Origin of the sequence: Paenibacillus chungangensis (genome assembly GCF_042675905.1) — a bacterium.
Classification (GTDB): domain Bacteria; phylum Bacillota; class Bacilli; order Paenibacillales; family Paenibacillaceae; genus Pristimantibacillus; species Pristimantibacillus chungangensis.
This window is the reverse complement of the sequence record NZ_JBHTJZ010000033.1, coordinates 197,440-221,028: the sequence shown is the minus strand read 5'-3', so window position 1 is coordinate 221,028 and position 23,589 is coordinate 197,440. Positions and strand designations below refer to the sequence as shown.

Sequence of the window (23,589 nt, the reverse complement as noted above, 5' to 3'; positions counted from 1 at the left end):
AGTGACATCGAATCCAGTTAATAGTTTCATTGTTTGTTGCGGGTCTTCATTTATCTGGCAGCCATCGATACGTTAACGGGCAGAGTAATATAACAAAAAACTTATCAAAAATGTAACAAGCACAAGCTACGAAGTGTCTATTATAGAAAGTAGGCTGTGTGACAACTAATCATAAAAAATGGTGTCAACTCGGAAATACTGTAAGGTAATGTTATCATCTCAAAGGTGGGAGGTTTGAATGATGGGAGGAAAGTTAGGATTAGGTGAAAAGGAAATTTCATTCCTTACAAAGTGGACGGATATTCGAAAAGGAGGCAGAGTAAGGTACATTACAACCAGGGGTAGCCTGTTGGGACTCATTTTATTTGCTATTTGGCTTGTTATTACGATCATTGAAATAAATATTTCGGATTTTGAAAAAGCGGTTTTTACATGGGATTCTTTCGTTCGACAGTGCATTACATGGTTTGTTTGTGAATTCATAATAGGATTTATAATAGCCAATCAATCCTGGAAGAGTAGGGAAGAGAAATTTCATTACCTGTCCTGAATCCCTAAATCTCACGAAGACGTTAACTTAACAAACCGCCCTTCAACCAAGTCGGTTTTCTTATGCTAGAGAATCAACATTAGAGTTTAATATAGCCTTCATAAGTATCAAAAGTCCCGACAATGAGGCTGGCTTAGCCATCCTTGTCGGGACATAGTATTACATTACGTATATAAGCACCTTATACGTCTTACCCTTCCACACGCACGGCGTCACGCTGAGCGATCATGCACAGCTCGGCTGCCTTGAACGTATGCTCCTGCGTCATGGCATGCTCCGTACCGTTCAGGCAGTCCAGTACGAGCTGGCCGAAGAAGGGATAGCCGACCTTGCCGCGCAGCGACATATGCTGCTCCTTTTCCCCGTTCACCAGGAACAGCTGGTCGCCTTCCTTGTCTCTTGCTACATCAATATATTTGCGCAGCTCGATGTAACCTTCCGTTCCCATAATGATTGTGCGGCCGTCTCCCCAAGTGCCAAGCCCGTCAGGCGTCAGCCAGTCAACGCGGAAATAACCAGTCGCCCCATTCTCCCCCACCAGCGTCATATCGCCGAAGTCCTCAAGCTCGGGATAATCCTTGTTCGCGTAGTTCGCCACCTTGCTGCTGACGACCTGGGCGTTCGCATTGCCTGTGAAGTGGAGAAATTGCTCGATATGGTGAGATCCGATGTCGCACAGGATGCCCCCATACTTCTCCTTTTCAAAAAACCACGCAGGACGCGCTGGCGCATTCAACCGATGCGGTCCAAGCCCGATGACCTGTACGACGCGGCCGATCGCCCCTTGCTCAATAAGCTCTCCCGCATAAATCGCGCTCTCCACATGAAGCCGCTCACTGTAGTACACGGCATACTTCTTGCCCGTCTCCATGGCGGCTGTCCGCGCTTCCTCCAGCTGCTCCAGCGTCGTGAACGGCGTCTTGTCCGTGAAGTAGTGCTTGCCGCTTCGCATGATCTTGACTCCGAGCGGTCCGCGCAGATTCGGCACGGCAGCCGCTGCAACGAGCTGCACTTCCGCATCATCCAGTATTTGCTCCAGAGACTCCGCTACCTTGACGTCGGGGAACTGCTTCAGGAATGCATCGACCCGAGCCGGGTCGGCGTCATAGACCCACTTCAGCTCCGCGCCCGCTTCGACTAAGCCGTTGCACATGCCATAGATATGGCCATGATCCAGATTGGTCGCCGCGAAGGTGAATTCGCCGGGCGCCACAACCGCGCTTGGTTTCCCTTTGGGCGCATAGTTCATGCCGTCTCCCTTGCTCATGACTGCGCCACTCCCTTCTTCGCTTCCGACTGCTGAATTTGCTTCTGCAGATGCGAATAGAACAGCTCTTCGTCAATCGGCAGGTCTACCCAATTGTCCGTCCAGGTGGACAGCAGCATAGCGTTCGACAGCATCAACCCTTTAATGCCCTCTTCTCCGGGGGCGATCAGCTCCTCCCCATGCAGAATCGCATTGACCCAGTTCTGCGTGATGCCCTTGTGGTCAGGGTAATCGCCACGGATCGGAATGTCGCACTTCCAGCATTCCGGCTCGCCGAAGTTGCCCTCGAACGTTGCGTTGAACTCCGACTCCGGCACACGTAGACGCCAGAATGTCAGCTTCCCGTCCTCGATGACGATCTTGCCGCGGTCGCCGCTAATCTCCAGCCTGTTCGTCCCCGGCGCTTCTCCCGTCGTCGTCACGAATACGCCTGTCGCTCCGTTCTCGTACTCCACGAACGCTGTGACATCGTCCTCCACCTCAATGTTACGATGCTTGCCGAAGTAGCAGAATGCGCGCACACGGGTAGGCATCATGCCGATGGTCCACTGCCACAAGTCAAGCTGATGGGGATCCTGATTGATGAGGACGCCGCCTCCCTCTCCCTCCCAAGTAGCGCGCCATGTACCGGAATCATAATAGCCTTGTGGGCGATACCAGTTCGTAATAATCCAATTCGTCCGCTTCACTTCGCCCAGCTCGCCGCTGCTGATCAAATCCCTGAGCTTCCGATAGAGCGGATTGGTGCGCTGATTGTACATCATGCTGAACTGCAAGCCCTTCCCGGCTCTGCCAGCAGCGTCGTTCATCTCGCGAACATGCTTCGTATGCACGCCGGCTGGCTTCTCCAGCAGCACATGAAGCCCTCTCTCGAAGCCGGCAATCGCAAGCTCAGGATGGGAGTAGTGCGGCGTCGCGATCAATATGCCGTCTACCGTTCCGGAATCCATCAGCGCGATAGGGTCGCTGAAGATGCGCACAGTAGCGCTCAGATTCTCCTTCGCCCACTCCCGTCCGGCCTCTGCATTGTCGCTGACCGCCGTCACCTCGACGCCTTTCACTTCTTGATTCATCAAGTAACGCAGATGTCCTTTGCCCATGTTGCCCAGCCCGATAATGCCCAAACGCACAACCTTCGTCATCGTGATCGCTCCTTTTTATACCCTTCTATTTCTCAATCCCATCATCCCAATAGACACTTTTACATAGAAGTATCGTAACATGGCACAAGGGGGGCGGCTTCATCAGTGTTATCTTAATTCATCTTTTATTTGACTGAGGTTGTTGTATAATGGGAGTAGAAGCAAGGAGGGATCCGATGAGCATCGAATACCAAATTCCTGAACCATTCACGATTAATACCACATCCGATTACAATGCCCAAATTAATTACCATACGCATTTCCATTATGAAATTTACTATTTCCATAGCGGCAAAGCCAATTACCTCATTAACGACCGCATCCATGTGCTGGAGCCCGGCAATCTGGTGCTCATGCACGGAATGACGCTCCATAAGGCGCATGTGGATCCCAGCGTCGCTTACCATCGGACGATATTGCATTTTGATCCTTATTACTTTCAGCAGTTCATTCAGCCCTCCTACGCTCCCGATCTGCTGGTACCGTTCAAGAAGCTGCAGAACGTCAGGCTCCATCTGTGCGCTGAGGATCGACAGGAGATAGAAGAGTCGTTCGCCAAGCTGATAACGCTCTACAAGCAACCGTCTCCCGTATCACGACAACGATTTCAAGCGAGGCTGCTTGATCTGATCATCATCATCCATGAGCTGTGCCAGAAGCCGATGCAAGAGGCCGTCACCTTCCCATCCTCCAAGGAACAGCATGTGCAGTCCATTATTTCCTATGTGGAAAGCCGTTACAAACACGATCTGTCTCTGGATCATATCGGGAGAGAGTTGCACTTGAGCAAATTTTACTTGGCCAAAACGTTCAAGGAAGTGACGGGCACGACCATCTTCCAATACTTGATGCACCGCAGAGTCTATCAAGCCAAGCTGGCGCTGATTGAGAGCGGACAGTCCATTACGGACATCGGCTATGAGGTCGGCTTCAAGCATCCTTCCCACTTCAGTCGCGCCTTCAAGGCTCATACCGGCAAGACACCCGAGCAATACCGAAGAGAGCATCAAATTCCAAGCGAGCCGCCTGCCGGCCATAAATCCGTGATCGAATAAGGGACAACCTGGAGGTTGTCCCTTATCTCATTGTCGCATCCTAATACGTCCCTTTCACCGGAATTGCCAACTACGTTTGCGGACTTTTTGTGCATGTCACAATCATGGAAGCTCCTGATAATGCATCCACTCAAAAAAACCGCCCTGCCGAGGAGCGGCAGAGCGGTACGCAATCCAAACATGTGCGGTTGTTGATTAACCTTGAAGCAGAAGCTGCTCCGGATCTTCCAGCAGTTCCTTCACCGTAACCAGGAATCGCACAGCCTCGCTGCCGTCTACGATACGATGGTCGTAAGATAAAGCAAGGTACATCATAGGACGGTTCTCCATACGCTCGTCGTCGATCGCAACCGGACGCACTTGAATCTTGTGCATGCCCAGAATGCCGACTTGCGGCGTATTCAGAATCGGCGTCGACAGCAAGGAGCCGAATACGCCGCCATTGGTGATCGTGAAGCTGCCGCCCTGCAGTTCGTTAATCGCAAGCGTGTTGGAACGAGCTTTCTTCGCCAGCTCGCCGATATTGCGCTCAATCTCCGCGAAGCTGAGGCGATCCGCATCGCGTACCACCGGTACGACGAGTCCTTCCTTCGCCGCTACCGCAATGCCGATGTCGTAGAACTTCTTCACGACGATATCTTCGCCGTCGATCTCCGCATTCAGCAGAGGGAATTGCTTCAGTGCGCCGACTACCGCCTTCGTGAAGAAGGACATGAAGCCGAGATTGACTTCGTTCTTGTCGAAGAATGCTTGCTTGCGGCGCTTGCGCAGATCCAGAATCGCCGTCATATCCACTTCGTTGAACGTTGTCAGCATAGCTGCTGTACGCTGCGCCTCGACCAGGCGGTTAGCGATTGTCGCCCGGCGACGAGACATGCGCTTGCGATCGACAGGCTTGCCGCCGTTGTCGGACTGGCTTGCTGCAGGAGCTACCGGCACCGGCGCAGCTTTCGCAGCTTGTGGCGCTGGGGCAGCAGCGGAACGCACATCGTCAGCGTAGACGCGGCCCATGCCGTCCTTGCCCTGTACCTGCGACAAGTCGACGCCTTGCTCGCGAGCAAGCTTGCGTGCTGCCGGCGAAGCATTCACCGATGACGGCGCAGCAGCGGCCGGTGCAGGTGCAGTAGCTACCGCTGTCGGTGCAGCAGAGGCTTCAGCCTTCGGAGCTTCAGGAGCCTTCGCAGCGGCCGGTGCAGGCGCTACAGCCGCCCCCTCGCCGATGGAGCCGATCGCTTCGCCTACAAGAACGATATCTCCTTCTTGCTTGGCAATACTGGCTACAGTGCCGCTGCTCTCCGCGCTAATTTCCACGTTTACTTTATCTGTTTCAAGCTCCAGAAGCACGTCGCCCTGATTGACGGCGTCGCCTTCCTTCACGAACCACTTCGTAATTGTTGCTTCTGAGATCGATTCTCCCAGTTCTGGTACAATAATTTCTGCCATTTGTTGCTACCCCCTAACGAGACTCGATTCGAATGGCTGACCATTCAAAGCGGAAGAAATAATAGTATGCTGCTCTGCTGCGTGAACCTCCTGATGTCCGCTGGCTGTGCTTGAACGATCCGGACGGCCGATATAGCTAACCTTCACACCCTTCGGCGCGATGGCGCGCAGGCGCGGTTCCATATAGAACCAGGAGCCCATGTTCTTCGGTTCCTCTTGTATCCATACAATCTCCTCAAGCTTAGGGAACAGCTTGACGATACGCTCGATCTCCGCCTTAGGCAGCGGATAGAGCTGCTCGACCCGAGCGACGCGCAGCCAATCATGCTCGCTCGCTTCTCCGGAAGACATCGCCTCCTCCAGATCCACCGTCACTTTGCCTGTGCCAAGAATAAGCCGCTTCACTTTGTCCCGGTTCGCCTTGCTCTCCGTCAGATCGAACTTCGGAAGCACCGGCTTGAAGGAGCCTTCGCTGAATTCCACACCGTGCGATGCGACCCGCGGATTGCGAATCAGACTCTTCGGAGCCATTAGCACGAGCGGACGAACGTTGTCGCCGCCCAGCATAGCCGCTTGCTTGCGAAGCAAGTGGAAGTACTGCGCCGACGATGTCAGATTCGCTACCGTCCAGTTGTTGTCTGCGGACAGCTGCAGGAACCGCTCCAGCCTGGCGCTGGAATGCTCCGGCCCTTGCCCCTCATATCCATGCGGCAGAAGTATAACGATGCCCGACTTCTGCGACCACTTGGCCCGTCCTGCGGAGATGAACTGGTCGAATATGACCTGCGCCACATTGGCGAAGTCGCCATATTGCGCTTCCCAGATGACGAACGTCTCCGGCGCGAACACATTGTAGCCGTATTCGAAGCCTAGCACGGCCGTCTCCGACAGCGGACTATTGTGAACCGCGAAGGATGCCTTCGCTTGCGGCAGCATATGGAGCGGAGAGAACTTCTGTCCCGTCGCATTGTCATTGAGCATAATATGGCGGTGTGCGAACGTTCCGCGCTCGGAATCCTGTCCGCTCATCCGAATCGGTGTGCCATCAGCTAGTATGGTCGCGAAAGCAAGCGTCTCCGCATGCGCCCAATCCACCTTCTCGCCATCATTTAACGCCGTTGCGCGGCGCTGCAGAATCCGTTGAAGCTTGCCGTATTCCGTGAACTCCTCCGGCCGGTTCAACAGCTCCAGATTAATCTCTCTCAGCTCTTCCAGCGGCACAGCCGTCTTGACATCCTCAGGCACGATGATACCTGATTCAACCGGTTCCTGACGCTGCGGCGAGCCTTCTACCGTTTTCATCGATTCATAGGCAGTCTGAAGCGTAGACGCCGTCTTGCTGCGCAACTCATTCACTTTATCCTCAGACACAACCTTCTCGCCAAGCAATTGCTTCTCATACAGCTTGCTGACAGTAGGGTGTTTGCGAATCTTCGCATACATAATCGGTTGTGTAACTTCCGGATCGTCCATCTCATTGTGTCCGTAACGACGGTATCCCACCAGGTCGATAACGAATCCCTTATTGAATCGCAGTCGATACTCACACGCTAGGCGCACAGCGGCAAGGCACGCTTCCGGATCGTCCGCGTTAACGTGCACGATCGGAATGTCGAAGCCCTTCGCCAAGTCGCTGGCATAGTGCGTGGAACGGGAGTCAACGCTATTCGTCGTAAAGCCGAGTCGGTTATTGGCGATAATATGAAGTGTACCTCCGTTGCGATATCCCTCCAGATTATTGAAGTTCAATGTCTCCGCTACGATGCCTTCGCCGATGAATGCGGCGTCGCCGTGAATACATACCGTAACGGCGCTATGTTGATCCTGCTTCGGGAAGCCCTTCTGTCCGCGCTCTTCTTGAGCGGCGCGTGTGAAGCCTTCCACGACAGGATTGACGAATTCCAGATGGCTCGGATTGTTCGCTAAGGAGACCATCGCGCGTACAGTCTCTCCTTCACGGACAGCGCGGTCCGCTCCCAGATGATACTTCACGTCGCCCGTCCAGCCATAATTGATGCCCATAGAGCCTTCCGAAGGAATAAGCTCTTTGTTCGGAGAATGGTGGAACTCGGCGAATATTTTATCATAAGGCTTGCCCAGCACATGTGTCAGCACGTTCAGACGGCCTCGGTGCGCCATACCCATCAGAATATGCTCTGCTCCGTCGTGCGCAACTGCACGTACAATCTCATCCAGGACAGGAACGAGCATATCCACACCTTCGATGGAGAATCGCTTCTGACCCACGAATGTGCGGTGTAGGAAGCTCTCGAACATCTCGACTTGCATCAGTCTTTCAAGCAAATCTTCCTTCTCCCTGCTCGTCAGCGGCGCGGGGAAAGAACCGGATTCCGCCTGCTTAATCAACCATTTCCGCTCGTTCTCATCATGGATGTGGGTGAATTCATAAGCTGCTGAGCGTGCATAGATTTCCTTCAGCCGCACGATCGCATCCCATCCACTTGCCAATTCTTCAGGCGCGTTGTCCCAAATTAGCGAAGCGGGCAGTGCTTCCAGATCCTCTCTTGTCAATCCGAACGTCTCCGGCTCCAGCAGTGCTGTGTCTGCAGGAGAGCTGATTCCCATTGGATCAATGTCCGCAGCAAGATGGCCGTACCTGCGTATGTTCAGCATGAGCTGATGCGCGGCAACGACCTTTCTCATTTTATGAATATCCATCGGACCGCCGATCGGTGCGGCGATTGATGCCGCCGATGCATCGCTGCTTGCAGCTGCAGGCGGCGCAGACGGAGCCACGGTTGGCGGAGCTCCCCACTGCACGAACATATCGCGAACCGATGGCTCGACCGTATCGGGATCGCTCAAGTACAATTCATATTGCTCCTGCACATAACCAAGATTGGGACCAAAATAGCTCTTCCAAGGCGAAGGAGTGCGCTCATCATGGATGCTCATTGCAGATAATTCCACCCTCTCTATTGTTACCATCACTTATTTTGCTTAACTTCTTCATATTTTAGTACAATACATGCTCGTCATCCATAACCTTTATGGCATCGGTTTCATCGCTTTCTAGCATCGATCGTCAGCATATACAGGTTAATGCGTCACTAATTCCACCAGCGTACGCGCCATCGCTCCAGTGCCGCCCTTCGGCTCCCACCCTCTATCTCGCTCCAGCCACGCTGTTCCGCCTATATCCAGATGCACCCAAGGCAGATCTTCCGCGAAATGGCCAATGAACAATCCGCCAGTTATCGTACCTGCATAACGGCCGCCTCCATTCTTCATGTCTGCGGCGTCGCTGCGAAGCAGCTTCCTGTATTCGTCATAGGCGGGAAGCTGCCATACCCGCTCGCCCGATCGTTCCGATGCCGCTAGCACTTCTTTCATCAGTTCGTCGTTGTTGCCAACCGCGCCGGTCGCTTCATAACCGAGAGCGACCATTACCGCGCCTGTTAATGTCGCTACGTCTACCAGTTTCGTAGCTCCTCTTCGAATTGCGGTGGTCAAGCCATCCGCGAGGACAAGCCTGCCCTCTGCATCTGTATTGACGATCTCCACCGTCGTGCCGTTCATCATCCGCAGCACATCGCCGGGCTTGTATGCTCGATCGGAAGGCATATTCTCAGCGGCCGGGATCACGGCCAGCACATTGACTGGCGCCTTCATGCCAGCAATGGCGCGCAATGCCCCAAGAACTGCGGCAGCTCCTCCCATATCGGAGATCATCTCTTCCATTCCGGGCGCTTTCTTCAAGGATATACCGCCCGTATCGAACGTGATCCCTTTGCCAATCAAGCCCCACACCTCATCTGAATTCGCCGCACCATGATAATGAATGACAATCATCCGAGGCGGATTGACGCTGCCATGGCCTACGCCGAGAAGACCTCCCATGCCTTGCTCTTCTGCTGTCCACTCGTCGATCACTTCGATATCGAGTTCCAGCTCTTGTGCCAATTCCTCCGCATGGAACGCCAATCGCTCTGGCGTAAGATCGTTGCCGGGCAGATTGGTCAAGTCTCGCGCGAAACATACGGCTTCCGCGATCGTCCTGCCTCTCTCCATTCCACGTCCCCATGCCTCTCTGTCCCCCAGAATAGCGCCGGATGGCTCATCCTCATCTGCCACTAATGCTACCGTCTGAAGCCTGAATCTCTCCTTCGGCTCCTTCAACAACGGACGCCTGTCATGTAGCGCGAGCAGTACGCCTTCCACTAGCGCTTGGGCAGCCGGCTCCGCACCGCAAGCCAAGCAGTCACTTCCGAGAGAGACGGGATCGAGATGCACTTCCCCATGCTCTGCACCGACGCTCCTCATCGCTTTTGCAGCAGCTGCTCCAGCCAGCCTGATTCCTCTTGTCCCTTGTCCCGGCTCATATCCGACGAAAGCGATATGCTCCGCCTCGTGCAAGCCAAGCGTCGGTACAATTTCCACTTGTCCATGTCCTGCTGCAAACCTTTTCTTCTTATAACTGCTCCTTAGACTGCGATCGATCTCAGGACTTATAATTGCCGCTTCCCCGTTTAACTCGGTAGCATGAATGAATCGGACGAACACGTCCGGCGACACGCCGTTACGGTGTTCCTTGCCGAATGTAAATAGGGTCATGCTCTTCTCCTCCATTCCTGCATCCCTTCTTTCATCCTATCTGTTATGAACAGAAAAAAAACCGGAGAATAGGCCTCCGATTTGAATTCTAACCCTTTAAGCCGCTAAAGGCAAATAAATCGTAAATTCCGTTCCAAACCCCACCCGACTGTCCACTGAAATATTACCGCCATGATTGCGGATAATGCGATAGCTAACGGATAACCCCAGCCCTGTTCCCGCCTGCTTCGTCGTGAAGAATGGATCGAACAGCCGGCCCATCGTCGACTTGTCCATGCCCTTGCCGTTATCCTTTATCGTGATGGCCACATATTGCCCGTCGTTATTCAGATGAATGTCGATTCGTCCGCGCCGTTCCGTTTGCACTTCTTCAACTGCATCCAACGCATTTTTGAGCAGATTGAGAATAACCTGCTTTACTTGCTTCACATCGATTGATACGATGGATTCTTCGCCTCCTATGACAGGCTCCACGATTATCTCGCAATTGCGAAGCAAGGCTTCGCTTTCCGTAAGAATTGCTACTTCCTTAAGCAAATGATTAATAGAAATTGCCTGCTTCATTGGAGCCGACGGCTTGGATGAATTCAGGAATTCATATATAATGTCGTTCGCCCTGTCAATCTCGGTCAATATGATGCGCGCATACTCTTCCTTGCCCACTTCCAGCAAATAAGGACGCAACAATTGAATGAAGCCCCTTATGCTAGTCAGCGGATTGCGAATTTCATGGGCAATAGCCGCAGCGATTTTCCCCAGCATCGCCAGCTTGTCGTTCTGCAGGGCGCTTTGCTCGATTTGCTTGTATTCCGACACGTCCTTCACACTGAACAGGAAATCCCCGTCCAACTGATCACCATATGTAACCGTTGCCAACAAATGCTTGCCGTCTTTCTGTTGAAACTCGAAATACCTGTTACGCTTTAAAATCATCTCCCTGTAGATCCGAAGAATGGTTCTCTTCGTCCCCTTGCCCAGCTTGGGATGCAACAATATCTCCCTTACGTTGCAGCCGATCAACGTCTTGCGGGGGATATCAAGGAGCTTAGCCATTTGCACATTGATGAATGACAATATTCCGTCGTTGTCGAATAAGGCGATACCACTATCCATATGCTGCAGCACATTTTCATACTTGTTCTTCACTTTCTCAAAGGAACGGTTGGAAAGAAACAGCATCTCTCGCATTTCAGAAAACTTCTGATCCATTGTCTGCTCAGGAAAAGAACGATCTGCAGCAATCTCCATCTTGAAACGACAGGTAACCATCAACTCCATCAAAAAAATAAAAGATCTGTGATAGAGTTGAATGGCTTCCTTATAGTCCACATTGGCTGCTAGCGATTGGATACATTCCTCATGAAGTGAGATTATTTCCTCCGGGTTAAAACCGTAAAGCTGACGCCCCAGCTCATTGGCTTGAGAGAGGGAAGCATCCTTGCCCCCTCTAATATACTCGGCAAGCGCCGGGAAATAACGCTTTCGAATCGCTTGCATAATCTACTCCTCCCCGGCTGCTACTATGGATAATGGTCGACTTATTGCCTCTATATACAATGATAGGTTCACTTCGCAAACCCTGTCAATCGGAAATACTGTCGAATTTTGGTATAAACCTCCCCTTTAACAAGCATAGATGCTCTCCTATTCGTCATTGTCATCATCATCGTCGTCGTCATCATTGTGCCACCCTCGACGATCGTCTCCATCCTCTACCTCTTCAAACCCGTCATCGTCGTGAAGATCATCCTGATCATCATCGTCGTCATTACGCTTGTCTCCATTTTTCAGCAGATCTGCCTGCTTCCCCCGATCTTTCCAGCTATCGCGGTCATCCCGGTCGTCCTTCTCTCGATCCTTTCGATCATTGCGGTCGTTACGTTGATTCCAATCGTCGCGCCGATTCCCTCTATCATCGTCTCGATCCTCATCATCGCGATCATCGCGATCATCGCGATCCTCACGTCGATCATCGTTATCATGATCATCGTCATCACGATCACCCCGGTCGTCGTCTCGATCTTCGTCATATCGATCATCATCATCATCGCGATCATTATCTCTATTCTCGTCTTTGTCCCGCCACTCGTAATTGCCTTGTTTCCGATCATCATCGTCATCGTCATTTTGCCATTTGCCATTTCCTTTACCGTCAGGAATTGCAACAGGTCTTGAAGACGGCTTTCCGCTCTCCTCCTTTGGCTTCTTGGTTGGCTTGCCCACAGGGACTTTAGTCGGAGTTACGGCCGGTTTGAGCGTCGGTTTTTTTGTGCTTGTCGGTTTTTGTGGAATCTGTGGTTTGTCTTGATTTTTCGACGGCGCAATTGTCGATTGATGGGATGCTTTGTCCTTCTCTTCTTGCTCTCGTTCCTTAATGAGAAGCTGCCGCAGCTTCTCCTTGGCATTGCTTGCGCGCTCTTCCTCCGCAACAACTTGTTGAAGACCGCCCATCGGCTCCGTTACTTTATCGATGGTCTGCGCCTTCACCTCATTCATCTCCAGCTGATAGCCCTCATCCTTCGCCATCAGATAGACGGCCATCTTGCCGGTGGAGATACCGTTGGCATCCGCCTCATCCCGTAGCTCCTTCGGCGCGGACAACGTCGTAATTGTCACTTCCTTATCCGGCAGCTGACGCTTCAACATATCATTCAATCTCTCTCTAAGCCCGTCTGCCACCTTGCTCTCCAATTCGTCTACCCCGCTCCGCTCTCTCATCAAGACGTTAGTAATCAGAATATCTCTATGCGGTTCATCCAGATAGTGCTCATCTGCCGCTCGCTGCAACATAACAGATGCCGCTGTATCAATGTCCATGCCCTTGTAATGGAATCCGGCTACCAGTCGTTCGCCCTCCTCATTCAATGCCCGAAGCGTGAGCACATTGGCGTTCTTATCCACGCCCATCTCTAGGCTTGGATTAATATCTATCGTCAAGTAAGCGACAACCGGATTGACTTGCGACAAGGCGTACAACAAGCAAGCTGTTAGCAAGACGCCCGTCACTGCCGCCGCTGCGGCATAGCGATATAGAGTTCTGAAGGATCCAGGTCGTCTGAACGCCTCCTCGAACAAGATCTCTTCACCGATTTGTGGCGAGCCTTGAAGCGGAACGCGTACGAATTGACCGTCTGCCGTCATAACTGTGCTATACTTTTTATTGATGCTCATGACAACTCCGCGCTTCACTTGCTCGCCTCCTTTCTCTCTGCATGCTGATCCGAGATTTTCAGATAATCGTTCATATAGGGATAGGATCCCGACAGAACCAGGGCAATGGTAATCAGGTACTTTCGATTACGTTCTATTGTTTTGCGGGATACGCCGCCAGCCTCCATCAGCTCCTTGATGGGCAACCGCCTTTTCTCCTTAAGCAGCTTCATCAGCCCGGCATCCGAAGCCAGCAGTCTGGCGATCCCGATAAGGAGCTCCCTGGAATCGGCATGCTTCGGCGATTGCTCCGGAAGCTCTGCGAATGCAATACCGTAGTTACGCAGTTCCTTGCCAAGCTCGATGATTTCATACCTTCGTTCCTCCATGATCCGATTGTCTTCATGTACGGCCATGGCCTCGCTTAGCTCTAATATATTAAACGTTCCCTCATCCTTCTCCGTATCGAAGGAGCTGTACGGAACGGTGCGCAGATGCCTCTCTTCTTTCCGGACATGATCAATAAGCCGACGCCGAATAACAGTAGCTGAGAATCCGAGGAACGAGGCGCCCGCCAAGCTATCATAACGGTCAATTGCCTCATTGAATGCAAGCAATGCTACGCTGAATTCATCATCCCTCTCCGGATCTACGTATCTTTTACAGAATCCGCTTGCCACTTTCGCTATATATGGATAATACTCAGCAATGAACTGTTCTCTTGCTTCTTCATCGCCTTGTCGTATCATGCTTATGTACTGCTCTGGTTCCACTTGGCGCCGGGTAGACTTCTCTTGCGTATCAAGCGATTTCCTTAAGAATCGCTTGAAGAGGATCAGTAACAACCGCCCCACCTCGCTACTAATAGATTCGTTGCTGTACGTCCCCTTTGCGGGGGTACAGATGAGAATTTATTCATTTTTCGTCAAAAAGAAAAGCCCCCATACACGGAGGCAAGTAACGTCAAGCTAAACGGACGATTTCCGTTGCAATAGCTTATTGCGTCTGTTGTTCAGTACTTGAAGCCGCTTCTTCAACTCCAGTTGCCATTCCTTGTCTCCAAGCTGCTTGGCAAAGCTGAGCAAATCAAGAGCCATATCAATCTGATTATGAACGACTTCCATGGGTTCTTCCTGCTCATGATTCACACAGTTCTCCAACAGGTCCGCTTCTTGGTGATCCACGTAATCCGTGAAGTCCACCTCGGAAGAGCCGTCTCCATGCGCATATTCAGCCAGTATATCATATTCCTGCTGGGCAAGGTAATGAATATCAATTCCGTGACATACCGGGCAGAACAGAATAGGCACGTTATGGATATATGTGCGATAATGCTTCAAGGTGCCCTTCGTTCCAATCATGCTGGCGCCGCAGCAAAAGCTCATTTACCATACCCCCCTGACAATTGATGAAGTAGGTCGTTATCTATTTTACGGCAAGTTTACCGCTTAAATGAATATCTATTCGCTGCATGGCTCTTTTTTCCCTGCGTCCCTATGATTTGAGTTGCTGCTTGATCTTCTCCCTGCTATTCTTCGGAAGCAGTACGTACAAGACATCGCCAGGCTCAATAACCGTCTGCCCTCGCGGGGTAATAATCTTATCCTGCCTTACAATAGCTGTAATAAGCGCATCTTCAGGCAGTTCGGCATGTTGAATTTTTTTGCCGGCCACCGGTGACTGCTCCTCGACATCAATCTCAATAATTTCCGAATTCGTCTTCCCGATGGAGACCAATTCCAGCGTATGGGGAGCAATCGCCTTCTGCTTGCCCAGCAACCCGAGCTTGCCCGCGACGAAGGAGACCGTCGAGCCTTGAACGAGAGCCGAAGTCAGGACAACGAAAAACACAACATTAAATATAAGCTGGCTATTCTCCAGACCTGCAATGAGCGGATATGTAGCCAGCACGATTGGGACGGCCCCGCGCAGTCCCGCCCATGAGATGAACGTCATTTCCTTCATATTATACTTTAAGAAAAACATGCTGATAAATACGCCAATAGGTCTAGCGACGAACATGAGTAGTATCGAAAGTCCTAGCCCTTGCCAAATTACCGACACAAGTTGGTCAGGGAATACAAGCAATCCCAGCAATATAAACATGGATATTTGCATCATCCAGGCAAACCCTTCATTAAAACGGAAGATGGAATGCCGGTAGGTCAAATCCGAATTGCCGACCCATACGGCCATAACATACACGGCCAGCAATCCGCTTCCATTCAGCATCGCTGTTCCGCTGTAAGTCAAAATCGCCAGCGCCATGGACAACACAGGATAAAGCCCCGAGGAATCCAGATTAATCTTATTAATAATCCAGACAGATGCCTTGCCCAGCATCACGCCCATAAGAAGGCCCAAGCCCATCTGCCACACGAAGCCCAGAATTAAACTGGCAAAGCTGGTGTCAGGATGCTGGATAAGCTCGATAAGCGAAATCGTCAAGAAAATCGCCATTGGATCGTTAGTGCCTGATTCCGCTTCCAGCGTAGCCGTCAGCTTCGTCTTGATATTCTTTGTGCCCAATACCGCGAAGATCGCAGCGGCATCCGTAGAACCGACAATCGCCCCGAACAGCATGCCTTCCAGCCAAGTCAAATCCAGAATAATTTTGGCCAGCACACCGATAATGCCAGCCGTAATCAATACCCCCACCGTCGCCAATATGGCGGATGGCACGATCACAGGCTTTACATTGTTCCACTTAGTCTGCAATCCACCTTCGAAGAGAATGACGATTAAGGCAAGAATACCGAATAACTGCGTCAAATACGCATCGTCATAATAAATGAATTTGCTGAGGAGCAGCCCTACCGCGATGAAGAAAACGAGGGAGGGCACCCCCAATCGAGAGGAGAACTTGGTCATCATGACACCTACGATGAGCAAGAAAGAAAGAAGAAGTATAGAATTGTCTACGGTAAATGTCAAACGCGTTCCCCCTTAACCAAAAACTTGTATCTCTATTATAATAAATTAAGGCCATTTATCCAATTTGTTTTATAAGAAAACGCCTGATGGCGTACGTTTACTACTCTCTTCGGGCTCGCTTGTGCGCGATTCTGCCACTCTAGCGTTGGCTGCATACACTGCAGGCTCGTTTGCTCGGGATTCTGCCACTCTAGCGTTGGCTGCATACACTGCAGGCTCGTTTGCTCGGGATTCTGCCACTCTAGCGTTGGCTGCATACACTGCAGGCTCGCTTGCTAGGGATTTCGCTACAAAAACATTACGATCGAGTCATACATTGGTTTACATCCAAGATGACTAACGACTTGTTAAAAGGCGTACACAGTTTGTTTCAAGCAGCCAAACGAAAAGCCCGCGGATACCACAGTAGATACCACAGTTCCGAGAAGTGCCCCGGTTTTCAAAGGTTTGCAGGAAAGGAACTGGTGTGATTTAAGCAGCATTATCACTAGTAGAGAAGAGCAAAAAAACATGCCCTCCCCAATCGAGGGAGAGCATGCTTCAGCTTGCGGTTCTCTTGATATATGGACTAATGTCTTACTTCTTCATAGCAGCTACGATCAGATCGCCCATCGCCGTCGTACCGATTGCCTTGCTCTTGTCCGTGGCGATGTCGCCTGTGCGATGTCCAGCATCCAGCACTTCCTTAACTGCATCCTCAATGGCTTGCGCTGCATCGTGATAACCGAATGTCAGGCGGAACATAAGCGCTACGGACAGAATCGTTGCAATCGGATTAGAGATGCCTTGTCCGGCAATGTCGGGAGCCGAGCCGTGCACCGGCTCGTATAGACCGAAGCTGCCTTCACCAAGCGATGCGGACGACAGCATGCCGATGGAACCCGTCAACATGGCCGCTTCGTCACTCAGAATGTCGCCGAACATATTCTCCGTCACGATGACGTCGAAGCTGGACGGACGACGCAGCAGCTGCATGGCGCAATTGTCGACCAGTACGTGCTCTAGCTCCACCTCCGGATATTCCTCGGCTACGCGGATTACGACTTCTCTCCACAGGCGGGACGTCTCCAGTACGTTGGCCTTATCTACGGAAGCAAGCCGCTTGCCGCGCGTCATAGCGATATCGAACGCCTGACGAACGATGCGTTCTATCTCCACAACATTGTATACGCAAGTATCTACAGCCTCTTGACCGTTCTCTCCTTCGCGACGGAACTTCTCGCCGAAGTAGATGCCGCCTGTCAGCTCGCGGACGACGATCAGATCCGTGCCTTCCAGCACTTCAGGCTTCAGCGTTGACGCTTCCTTCAAGCAGTCGAATACATTCGCAGGACGGATGTTGGAGAAGAGGCCCAGCGCCTTGCGAATACCGAGCAGTCCCGTCTCCGGACGCAGCTCCTTCGAGTTGTTGTCCCACTTCGGACCGCCTACCGCGCCAAGCAATACTGCATCCGCGCTCTGGCACAGCTCCAGCGTCTCTTGCGGCAATGGCGTCCCCTTCTCATCGATTGCGATTCCACCGAACAAGCCATGCTCCGTCTCGAACTGGTAGCCGAACAGCTCTTCTGTTTTTTTCAACACCTTCAATGCTTCCCCTACGACTTCGGGACCAATGCCGTCTCCGCCCAATACCGCGATCTTCTTCACGTCTGTCATTTATCTATACACTCCTCTTGTCATTCTCAATCTATTATCATTTGTACCACAAATGATAGAAGAAGACAAAGATATAAAATCTATGATATTTATAGCTAAGGACTATAAAGAAGGATAAATCCCGGCTAACGGACGCCTCAGAAGCTATTCTTTGCGAATTGCAACCAAAGTCGCATCACTCGTTATTCGCCATTTCGCCCGCTCTACCAAAATGAATGTCGAAGTAGAAAGACAGCTCCAACCATTTATTGTTAAATTAAAAAGAGCTTTGCCCAGTCGAAGCTCGTCAGTCTGGGCAAAGCTCTCTATTGTATGATGACTTCTATTACTTCTTGATCCAGTGCATCAGTTCGCGCAGCTGCTTGCCTGTCTGCTCAAGTTGATGCTCAGATTCGTTGCGACGAGTCGCCGTCAGCATTGCGCGACCGGATTGGTTCTCCAGGATGAAGTCGCGCGCGAAGCGGCCGGCTTGGATATCTTCAAGCACACGCTTCATTTCTTTCTTCGTCTCTTCCGTTACGATGCGAGGACCTGTTACATAGTCGCCGTACTCCGCAGTGTTGGAGATGGAGTCGCGCATGCCGGCCAGACCACCTTCATACATCAGGTCAACGATCAGTTTCAGTTCATGCAGACACTCGAAGTAAGCCATCTCAGGCGCATAACCAGCTTCAACCAGTGTCTCGAAGCCGGCTTTCACGAGGGCGGAAGCGCCGCCGCACAGAACAGCCTGTTCGCCGAACAGATCCGTCTCAGTCTCTTCTTTGAAGGATGTCTCGATTACGCCTGCACGAGTACAGCCGATGCCCTTCGCGTATGCCAGGCCGATCTCCTTCGCTTTGCCTGTCGCGTCCTGATGAATTGCAATTAAGCCAGGAACGCCGAAGCCCTCTTGATACGTACGGCGAACCATATGGCCAGGCGACTTCGGAGCAACAAGGAATACATCCTTGTCCGCACTAGGCACGATTTGGCCGAAGTGCACATTGAAGCCGTGGGAGAACATAATCGCTGCGCCATGTTTCAGGTTCGGTTCGATTTCTTCTTTATATACTTGCGCCTGTGTTTCGTCAGGCAACAGAATTTGCACGATGTCCGCCACTTTCGTTGCTTCCGCAACAGTCAGCACCTCGAAGCCGTCTTTCTTAGCTACGTCAGCGGATTTGCCCGGACGAAGTCCGATGACAACTTTCAGACCGCTGTCGCGAAGGTTTTGCGCTTGTGCATGGCCTTGGCTGCCATAACCGATAACTGCAATTGTTTTGCCTTGTAGTGCGCCGAAATCAGCGTCTTTTTCGTAATACAATGTCACTGCCATGATTATAATTGCCTCCTTTAATTTAACCCTTTTGAGCGGGTGTTGAAGGAGAGAAGGAAGCGGTGAAGCTCCTTCTCCGCTCGAACCCCCGCTCAAAAAAGGGATACATCCCATATTAGTCCAGCTGTTACTGCTTCATATTGCCACGATTGAGCGCGGTAACGCCCGTACGAGACAACTCACGAATACCGTATGGCTGCAGCAGCTCCGCCATGGCATCGATCTTCTCCGTATCTCCGACGACTTGCACCATCATCGTATTGGAGCCGATATCTACGACGGAAGCGCGGAACGTCTCCACTACTCCCAGTATCTCAGGCCGCATAGCAGGCTCTGCATGTACCTTGATCAGCGCCAGCTCCCTGCCCACCATCGCATTGGAGCTCAGATCGATCACTTTGATGACATCTATCAGCTTGTACAGTTGCTTCGTAATCTGTTCCAGCGTATGGTCATCGCCGGTTGTGACGATAACCATACGGGACAGCCCCTTCTCCTCGCTTGCCCCTACCGTAATACTCTCGATATTGAAGCCGCGGCGTCCGAACAGTCCGGCTACCCGCTGCAGAACGCCTGGCTGATCGTTGACAATAACTGCGATCGTATGCTTCTTCATTCTGCATCCCCCATGATCATTTGGTCGATGGTGCTGCCTTGGGCAACCATCGGGTATACATTCTCGTCTCGGCGAACGACGAATTCTACAACGGCAGGGCCAGGATGGTTCATCGCTTCTTCCCATGCCGAGCGCGCTTCTTCCTTGTTCGCAGCTCGGAAGCCTCGCACACCGTATGCTTCGGCCAGCTTGACGAAGTCAGGACTGCCTGCCAGATCGATATGGCTGAAGCGATTCTCATGAATAAGCTCCTGCCACTGGCGAACCATGCCCAGCACCTGGTTGTTCAGAATGACTACCTTGACCGGGATATTATGGATCGCGCATATCGCCAGTTCCTGCGCGCACATCTGCATGCCGCCGTCGCCGTTAATGGAGACAACCAGTCGATCCGGATTCGCCATCTGGGCACCGATCGCGGAAGGGAATCCGAAGCCCATCGTGCCCAGGCCTCCCGATGTAACCCAGGAACGCGGCTGGTTGAACGGATAGTACTGAGCGGCCCACATCTGATGCTGACCTACGTCCGTTGTCACAATGGCATCGCCGTTCGTAGTCTCGTGGATCATCTCCACGACCCATTGAGGCTTCAGTTCATGCTCGGAGTCCTTGTAGCTGAATGGATACTGCTTCTTCGATGCGGCTAGCTGCGCCCGCCATTCGTCCGCTGCTTCTGCTCTTGCAGCCAGCTTGTTCGCAGCCTGCAATACTGTCTTCACATCGCCTACGATCGGAATATCCGTGGGCACATTCTTGCCGATCTCGGCAGGATCGATATCGATGTGTACGATCTTCGCAAGCGGAGCGAAGCCTGACAGCTTGCCAGTGACCCGATCGTCGAAGCGGGCGCCGATATTGATCAGCAGATCCGCCTGCTGCAGAGAGTTGTTCGCTGTGTAGGTGCCGTGCATACCTGGCATGCCTAGCCACAGCTCGTTGCCGCTCGGGAAGCCGCCCAGTCCAAGCAGCGTCGTCGTAATCGGAATCTCTGTCTTCGTGACGAATTCCAACAGTTCCTCATGCGCGCCGGAGTATACGACTCCTCCGCCTGCCAATATGATCGGTCGCTTTGCTTCTCCGATAGCCTTGATCATCTTATCCACCTGCAGCTTGTTAGGCGCTACAGTAGGATGATAGCCGCGAATGCTCACTTCATTCACAGGCTGGAACAGTGTCTTCGCAGCCGATACATCCTTCGGAATATCGATCAGTACGGGACCCTTCCGTCCTGTATTGGCAATATGGAAGGCTTCGTGAATGACGCGGGGCAAATCTTCGACATTACGAACAAGATAGCTATGCTTCGTAATCGGCATCGTAATGCCGGTAATATCCGCTTCCTGGAAGGCATCCGTGCCGATCAGCGTAGACATGACATTGCCTGTGATGACGACAAGCGGCACAGAATCCATATAAGCAGTCGCAATGCCCGTCACCAGATTGGTCGCTCCCGGTCCCGAAGTAGCAATACATACGCCTACCTTGCCGCTGGCGCGTGCATAACCATCGGCTGCGTGTATCGCTCCTTGCTCATGTCGAGTAAGCAAGTGATTGAAATCCGGATTATCGTGCATCGCATCATATATATATAACACCGCGCCGCCAGGATATCCGAATACGCAATCCACACCTTCCAGCAACAAACTGCGCAGCAATATTTCCGAACCGGAAATCACTTCAGGCTTTGAGAATTTTTCCATCCATTCTTCTTTCGACTTCATTGTCGCACTTTGCGGTGCCATTTTGTCGTCCTCCTCTCTAGAAAAGCAAAAAACCTTTCGTCCCGCAGCCCTCCAATTGGAAAGCTGACAGGGACGAAAGGTATATCTTCCGTGGTACCACCCAAGTTCGTTACCGCCCTTGCGGGGATAACCTCTACTGGTTGAACGCTGTGCACATATCGACGTTCTACCATGGCACTGTAACGCTTGCCCTGCGATTCTCCCTAATAAGTTATGACCTTTCAGGAGAATAGCTCCGAGGTGAGCTCGTTGAAAAGGGATTTTGGCGGCGGTTGCAGCTATTCCGTCGCTCTCTGAGCAAAAGAGCCCTTAACACTTCGTCCTCATCACTGCTGATAAGAGTATATTCTGAAATACTTTCACTTATTATATGCCAGTCAGAACCGTTCGTCAAGAACCATAATTCCGAATATGCTGACATATTACATTGTCCTTGTCATCTTCATGCGTCTTTCCCGCGTTCGCCTTACTTAGTATGCTCCTCAATCACTCATTCTACAACGCAATAATATGAGAAAAACCCTTTACAACGTCTTTCTCTCTTGCTGACTTCGCCAGTTCTTTATTCCAATGTTCCGTTCCATGCGCTTACGGCTCATCGAGCTTATGACGTCTCTAATCCCACTGTTCCTGCAAAAAAACAAAAAACTCTCCCTCCCGCTTGTTCGACTAACGTCCATTAACGGGATCAGGAGAGCTTCATTTAATTGACTAACAACTAGGCGTTCAGTTTTTGCTTCACAACGCCAGCCAGGGAGTTGAACGAAGAAATGTCATTCACAGCCAGGTCGGCCAGCATTTTGCGGTTAACCTCTACGCCTGCAAGCTTCAAGCCGTGCATGAACTTGCTGTAGGACAAACCATTCATACGAGCAGCTGCATTGATTCGAACGATCCACAATCTGCGGATGTCGCGCTTTTTGTTGCGACGGTCGCGGTAAGCGTACATCAGGGATTTGTATACTTGCTCCTTAGCCGTCTTGAACAGACGGTGTTTGGAACCGAAATAGCCTTTAGCCAGCTTCAAAATTCTCTTGCGACGACGTGTGCGGACAAAACCGCCTTTAACTCTTGCCATGGAAAGAAACCTCCTGTAGGTGTTATAAGTTTATCTTTATTGAACTGTTATTTCAGGTTAGAGAGGCCTTGCTGCAGACGGCGAACATCGCCGGCTGCCATAAGCGGTTGACCAGCAAGAACACGCTTCTGGCGACCCGATTTATGCGAGAGCAAGTGATTGCGGTAAGCCTTGTAACGTTTTACCTTGCCTGTACCCGTAATTTTAAACCGATCTTTCAGACTGCTATGTGTTTTCATCTTTGGCATGTCAGTTATCCTCCTTAAATATGCGCTTCAGCTTTTAGCTGTTGTTTTTGGGTGCGAGAATCATAATCATGCTGCGGCCTTCCAGCTTGGGATGGCGCTCAATGCTGCACAATTCCTCAACTTCTTTCGAAAGACGGTCAAGAATTTTCTTGCCGATAGCCGCATGGGTAATTTCCCGACCGCGGAAACGGACGGAAGCCTTCACCTTGTCGCCTTCCTTCAGAAATTTCACGACATTGCGGTACTTGACCTGATAATCGTGTTCCTCGATGTTGGCACGGAACCAAACTTCCTTCACATCGACAATCTTTTGATTTTTGCGCGCTTCCTTCTCTTTCTTCTGCTGCTCGTAGCGGAACTTGCCGTAATCCATAATTCGGCACACCGGCGGCTTGGCCGTCGGGGCTACGTTCACCAAGTCCAGATCAGCGTCTGCAGCCATCTGCAATGCCTCACGAGTCGACTTAATACCGATTTGCTCTCCGTTCGCCCCTACAAGACGCACTTCTCTGCTCCGAATATCGGTATTGATTTGATGTTCTCTGCTAATAATTCGCCACCTCCATATTGGAATCCAGTACATTGTATACTCACACAAAAAAATGCGAGTTCGTGGAGAACCCGCATCTCATAACCGTTCAATGATTCGGCAGCCGAGTTCCGCATTGCGAAACCAAAGGTCTGCTACTTCATTAACGCGAACCAGCCGGTAGTGCCGGAAGGTGAGAAGCGGGCGCTTCTGCTTGTGCGTGAAGACATACATCAACAATACCAACATACTATATCATAGCCTGTGGCATGCTGTCAATTATTTT

The 23,589-nt window shown here is 51.5% G+C and carries 20 protein-coding genes and 1 pseudogene; 3 read left to right on the top strand and 18 right to left on the bottom strand.

Features of this window, described 5'->3' with window-relative positions; all coding sequences use genetic code 11:
* The first annotated feature begins 241 nt into the window (after positions 1 to 241).
* Positions 242 to 550, top strand: coding sequence for a hypothetical protein (locus ACFQ2I_RS18220; protein WP_377566691.1), 309 nt, complete (start codon positions 242 to 244; stop codon positions 548 to 550).
* A 190-nt stretch (positions 551 to 740) separates the two neighbouring features.
* Here ACFQ2I_RS18220 and ACFQ2I_RS18215 read toward each other — a convergent pair whose 3' ends face one another.
* Positions 741 to 1,817, bottom strand: a complete 1,077-nt coding sequence (locus ACFQ2I_RS18215; RefSeq protein ID WP_377566689.1) for a Gfo/Idh/MocA family protein — start codon at positions 1,815 to 1,817, stop codon at positions 741 to 743.
* Positions 1,814 to 2,959 (bottom strand): Gfo/Idh/MocA family protein, encoded by a 1,146-nt coding sequence (locus tag ACFQ2I_RS18210; protein ID WP_377566687.1) that lies wholly within the window; start codon positions 2,957 to 2,959, stop codon positions 1,814 to 1,816. Before ACFQ2I_RS18210 ends, ACFQ2I_RS18215 begins: the two co-directional genes overlap by 4 nt.
* 176 nt (positions 2,960 to 3,135) lie before the next feature.
* Here ACFQ2I_RS18210 and ACFQ2I_RS18205 point away from each other — a divergent pair, with 176 nt between their 5' ends.
* Positions 3,136 to 4,014 (top strand): helix-turn-helix transcriptional regulator, encoded by an 879-nt coding sequence (locus tag ACFQ2I_RS18205; protein WP_377566685.1) that lies wholly within the window; start codon positions 3,136 to 3,138, stop codon positions 4,012 to 4,014.
* A 195-nt stretch (positions 4,015 to 4,209) separates the two neighbouring features.
* On the opposite strand, the gene odhB is transcribed toward ACFQ2I_RS18205, so the two are convergent.
* From odhB to ACFQ2I_RS18165, 8 genes are all read right to left on the bottom strand, one after another.
* A complete protein-coding gene (odhB, locus tag ACFQ2I_RS18200) occupies positions 4,210 to 5,457 on the bottom strand; it encodes a 2-oxoglutarate dehydrogenase complex dihydrolipoyllysine-residue succinyltransferase (RefSeq protein ID WP_377566683.1) in 1,248 nt (415 codons plus the stop codon).
* A gap of 6 nt (positions 5,458 to 5,463) precedes the next feature.
* Entirely contained in the window at positions 5,464 to 8,373 is a 2,910-nt protein-coding gene (locus tag ACFQ2I_RS18195; RefSeq protein ID WP_377566681.1) for a 2-oxoglutarate dehydrogenase E1 component, read from the bottom strand.
* 144 nt (positions 8,374 to 8,517) lie between these two features.
* Positions 8,518 to 10,032 (bottom strand): leucyl aminopeptidase, encoded by a 1,515-nt coding sequence (locus ACFQ2I_RS18190; RefSeq protein ID WP_377566679.1) that lies wholly within the window; start codon positions 10,030 to 10,032, stop codon positions 8,518 to 8,520.
* Positions 10,033 to 10,128: 96 nt separating this feature from the next.
* Positions 10,129 to 11,529, bottom strand: coding sequence for an ATP-binding protein (locus ACFQ2I_RS18185; RefSeq protein ID WP_377566677.1), 1,401 nt, complete (start codon positions 11,527 to 11,529; stop codon positions 10,129 to 10,131).
* Between the two features lie 147 nt (positions 11,530 to 11,676).
* Positions 11,677 to 13,221: an anti-sigma factor domain-containing protein gene (locus tag ACFQ2I_RS18180; protein ID WP_377566676.1), complete on the bottom strand. Its 1,545-nt coding sequence runs from the start codon at positions 13,219 to 13,221 to the stop codon at positions 11,677 to 11,679.
* The gene (gene sigI, locus ACFQ2I_RS18175; protein WP_377566738.1) at positions 13,218 to 13,955 is read right to left on the bottom strand and encodes an RNA polymerase sigma factor SigI; all 738 of its coding nucleotides are present in this window, start codon (positions 13,953 to 13,955) and stop codon (positions 13,218 to 13,220) included. The genes ACFQ2I_RS18180 and sigI overlap by 4 nt, the downstream gene beginning before the upstream one ends.
* 195 nt (positions 13,956 to 14,150) lie before the next feature.
* Positions 14,151 to 14,567 (bottom strand): hypothetical protein, encoded by a 417-nt coding sequence (locus tag ACFQ2I_RS18170; RefSeq protein ID WP_377566675.1) that lies wholly within the window; start codon positions 14,565 to 14,567, stop codon positions 14,151 to 14,153.
* Between the two features lie 109 nt (positions 14,568 to 14,676).
* On the bottom strand, positions 14,677 to 16,116 hold the full coding sequence (locus ACFQ2I_RS18165) for a potassium/proton antiporter (RefSeq protein ID WP_377566673.1): 1,440 nt from the start codon (positions 16,114 to 16,116) through the stop codon (positions 14,677 to 14,679).
* Between the two features lie 287 nt (positions 16,117 to 16,403).
* Between ACFQ2I_RS18165 and ACFQ2I_RS18160 the strand changes: the two are divergent.
* Positions 16,404 to 16,586 (top strand): annotated as a pseudogene (locus ACFQ2I_RS18160) (transposase); the annotation flags it as partial.
* A gap of 106 nt (positions 16,587 to 16,692) precedes the next feature.
* Here ACFQ2I_RS18160 and leuB read toward each other — a convergent pair.
* The 8 genes from leuB to ACFQ2I_RS18120 form a co-directional block, all read right to left on the bottom strand.
* Positions 16,693 to 17,772: a 3-isopropylmalate dehydrogenase gene (gene leuB / locus ACFQ2I_RS18155; RefSeq protein WP_377566669.1), complete on the bottom strand. Its 1,080-nt coding sequence runs from the start codon at positions 17,770 to 17,772 to the stop codon at positions 16,693 to 16,695.
* A gap of 325 nt (positions 17,773 to 18,097) precedes the next feature.
* Positions 18,098 to 19,090 carry a ketol-acid reductoisomerase gene (gene ilvC / locus ACFQ2I_RS18150; RefSeq protein ID WP_377566667.1) on the bottom strand — a complete coding sequence of 331 codons (993 nt, stop codon included), beginning with the start codon at positions 19,088 to 19,090 and terminating at the stop codon, positions 18,098 to 18,100.
* A 127-nt stretch (positions 19,091 to 19,217) separates the two neighbouring features.
* The gene (gene ilvN / locus ACFQ2I_RS18145; protein ID WP_377566665.1) at positions 19,218 to 19,706 is read right to left on the bottom strand and encodes an acetolactate synthase small subunit; all 489 of its coding nucleotides are present in this window, start codon (positions 19,704 to 19,706) and stop codon (positions 19,218 to 19,220) included.
* Positions 19,703 to 21,448: a biosynthetic-type acetolactate synthase large subunit gene (gene ilvB / locus ACFQ2I_RS18140; protein WP_377566663.1), complete on the bottom strand. Its 1,746-nt coding sequence runs from the start codon at positions 21,446 to 21,448 to the stop codon at positions 19,703 to 19,705. The genes ilvN and ilvB overlap by 4 nt, the downstream gene beginning before the upstream one ends.
* A 718-nt stretch (positions 21,449 to 22,166) precedes the next feature.
* Positions 22,167 to 22,526 carry a 50S ribosomal protein L20 gene (gene rplT, locus ACFQ2I_RS18135; protein WP_377566661.1) on the bottom strand — a complete coding sequence of 120 codons (360 nt, stop codon included), beginning with the start codon at positions 22,524 to 22,526 and terminating at the stop codon, positions 22,167 to 22,169.
* Between the two features lie 47 nt (positions 22,527 to 22,573).
* Positions 22,574 to 22,774 (bottom strand): 50S ribosomal protein L35, encoded by a 201-nt coding sequence (gene rpmI / locus ACFQ2I_RS18130; RefSeq protein WP_068682086.1) that lies wholly within the window; start codon positions 22,772 to 22,774, stop codon positions 22,574 to 22,576.
* A gap of 34 nt (positions 22,775 to 22,808) precedes the next feature.
* Entirely contained in the window at positions 22,809 to 23,357 is a 549-nt protein-coding gene (infC, locus tag ACFQ2I_RS18125) for a translation initiation factor IF-3 (protein WP_377566658.1), read from the bottom strand.
* A 45-nt stretch (positions 23,358 to 23,402) separates the two neighbouring features.
* Complete coding sequence (locus tag ACFQ2I_RS18120; protein ID WP_377566656.1) at positions 23,403 to 23,552, bottom strand: hypothetical protein; 150 nt, start codon at positions 23,550 to 23,552, stop codon at positions 23,403 to 23,405.
* Positions 23,553 to 23,589: the final 37 nt, after the last annotated feature.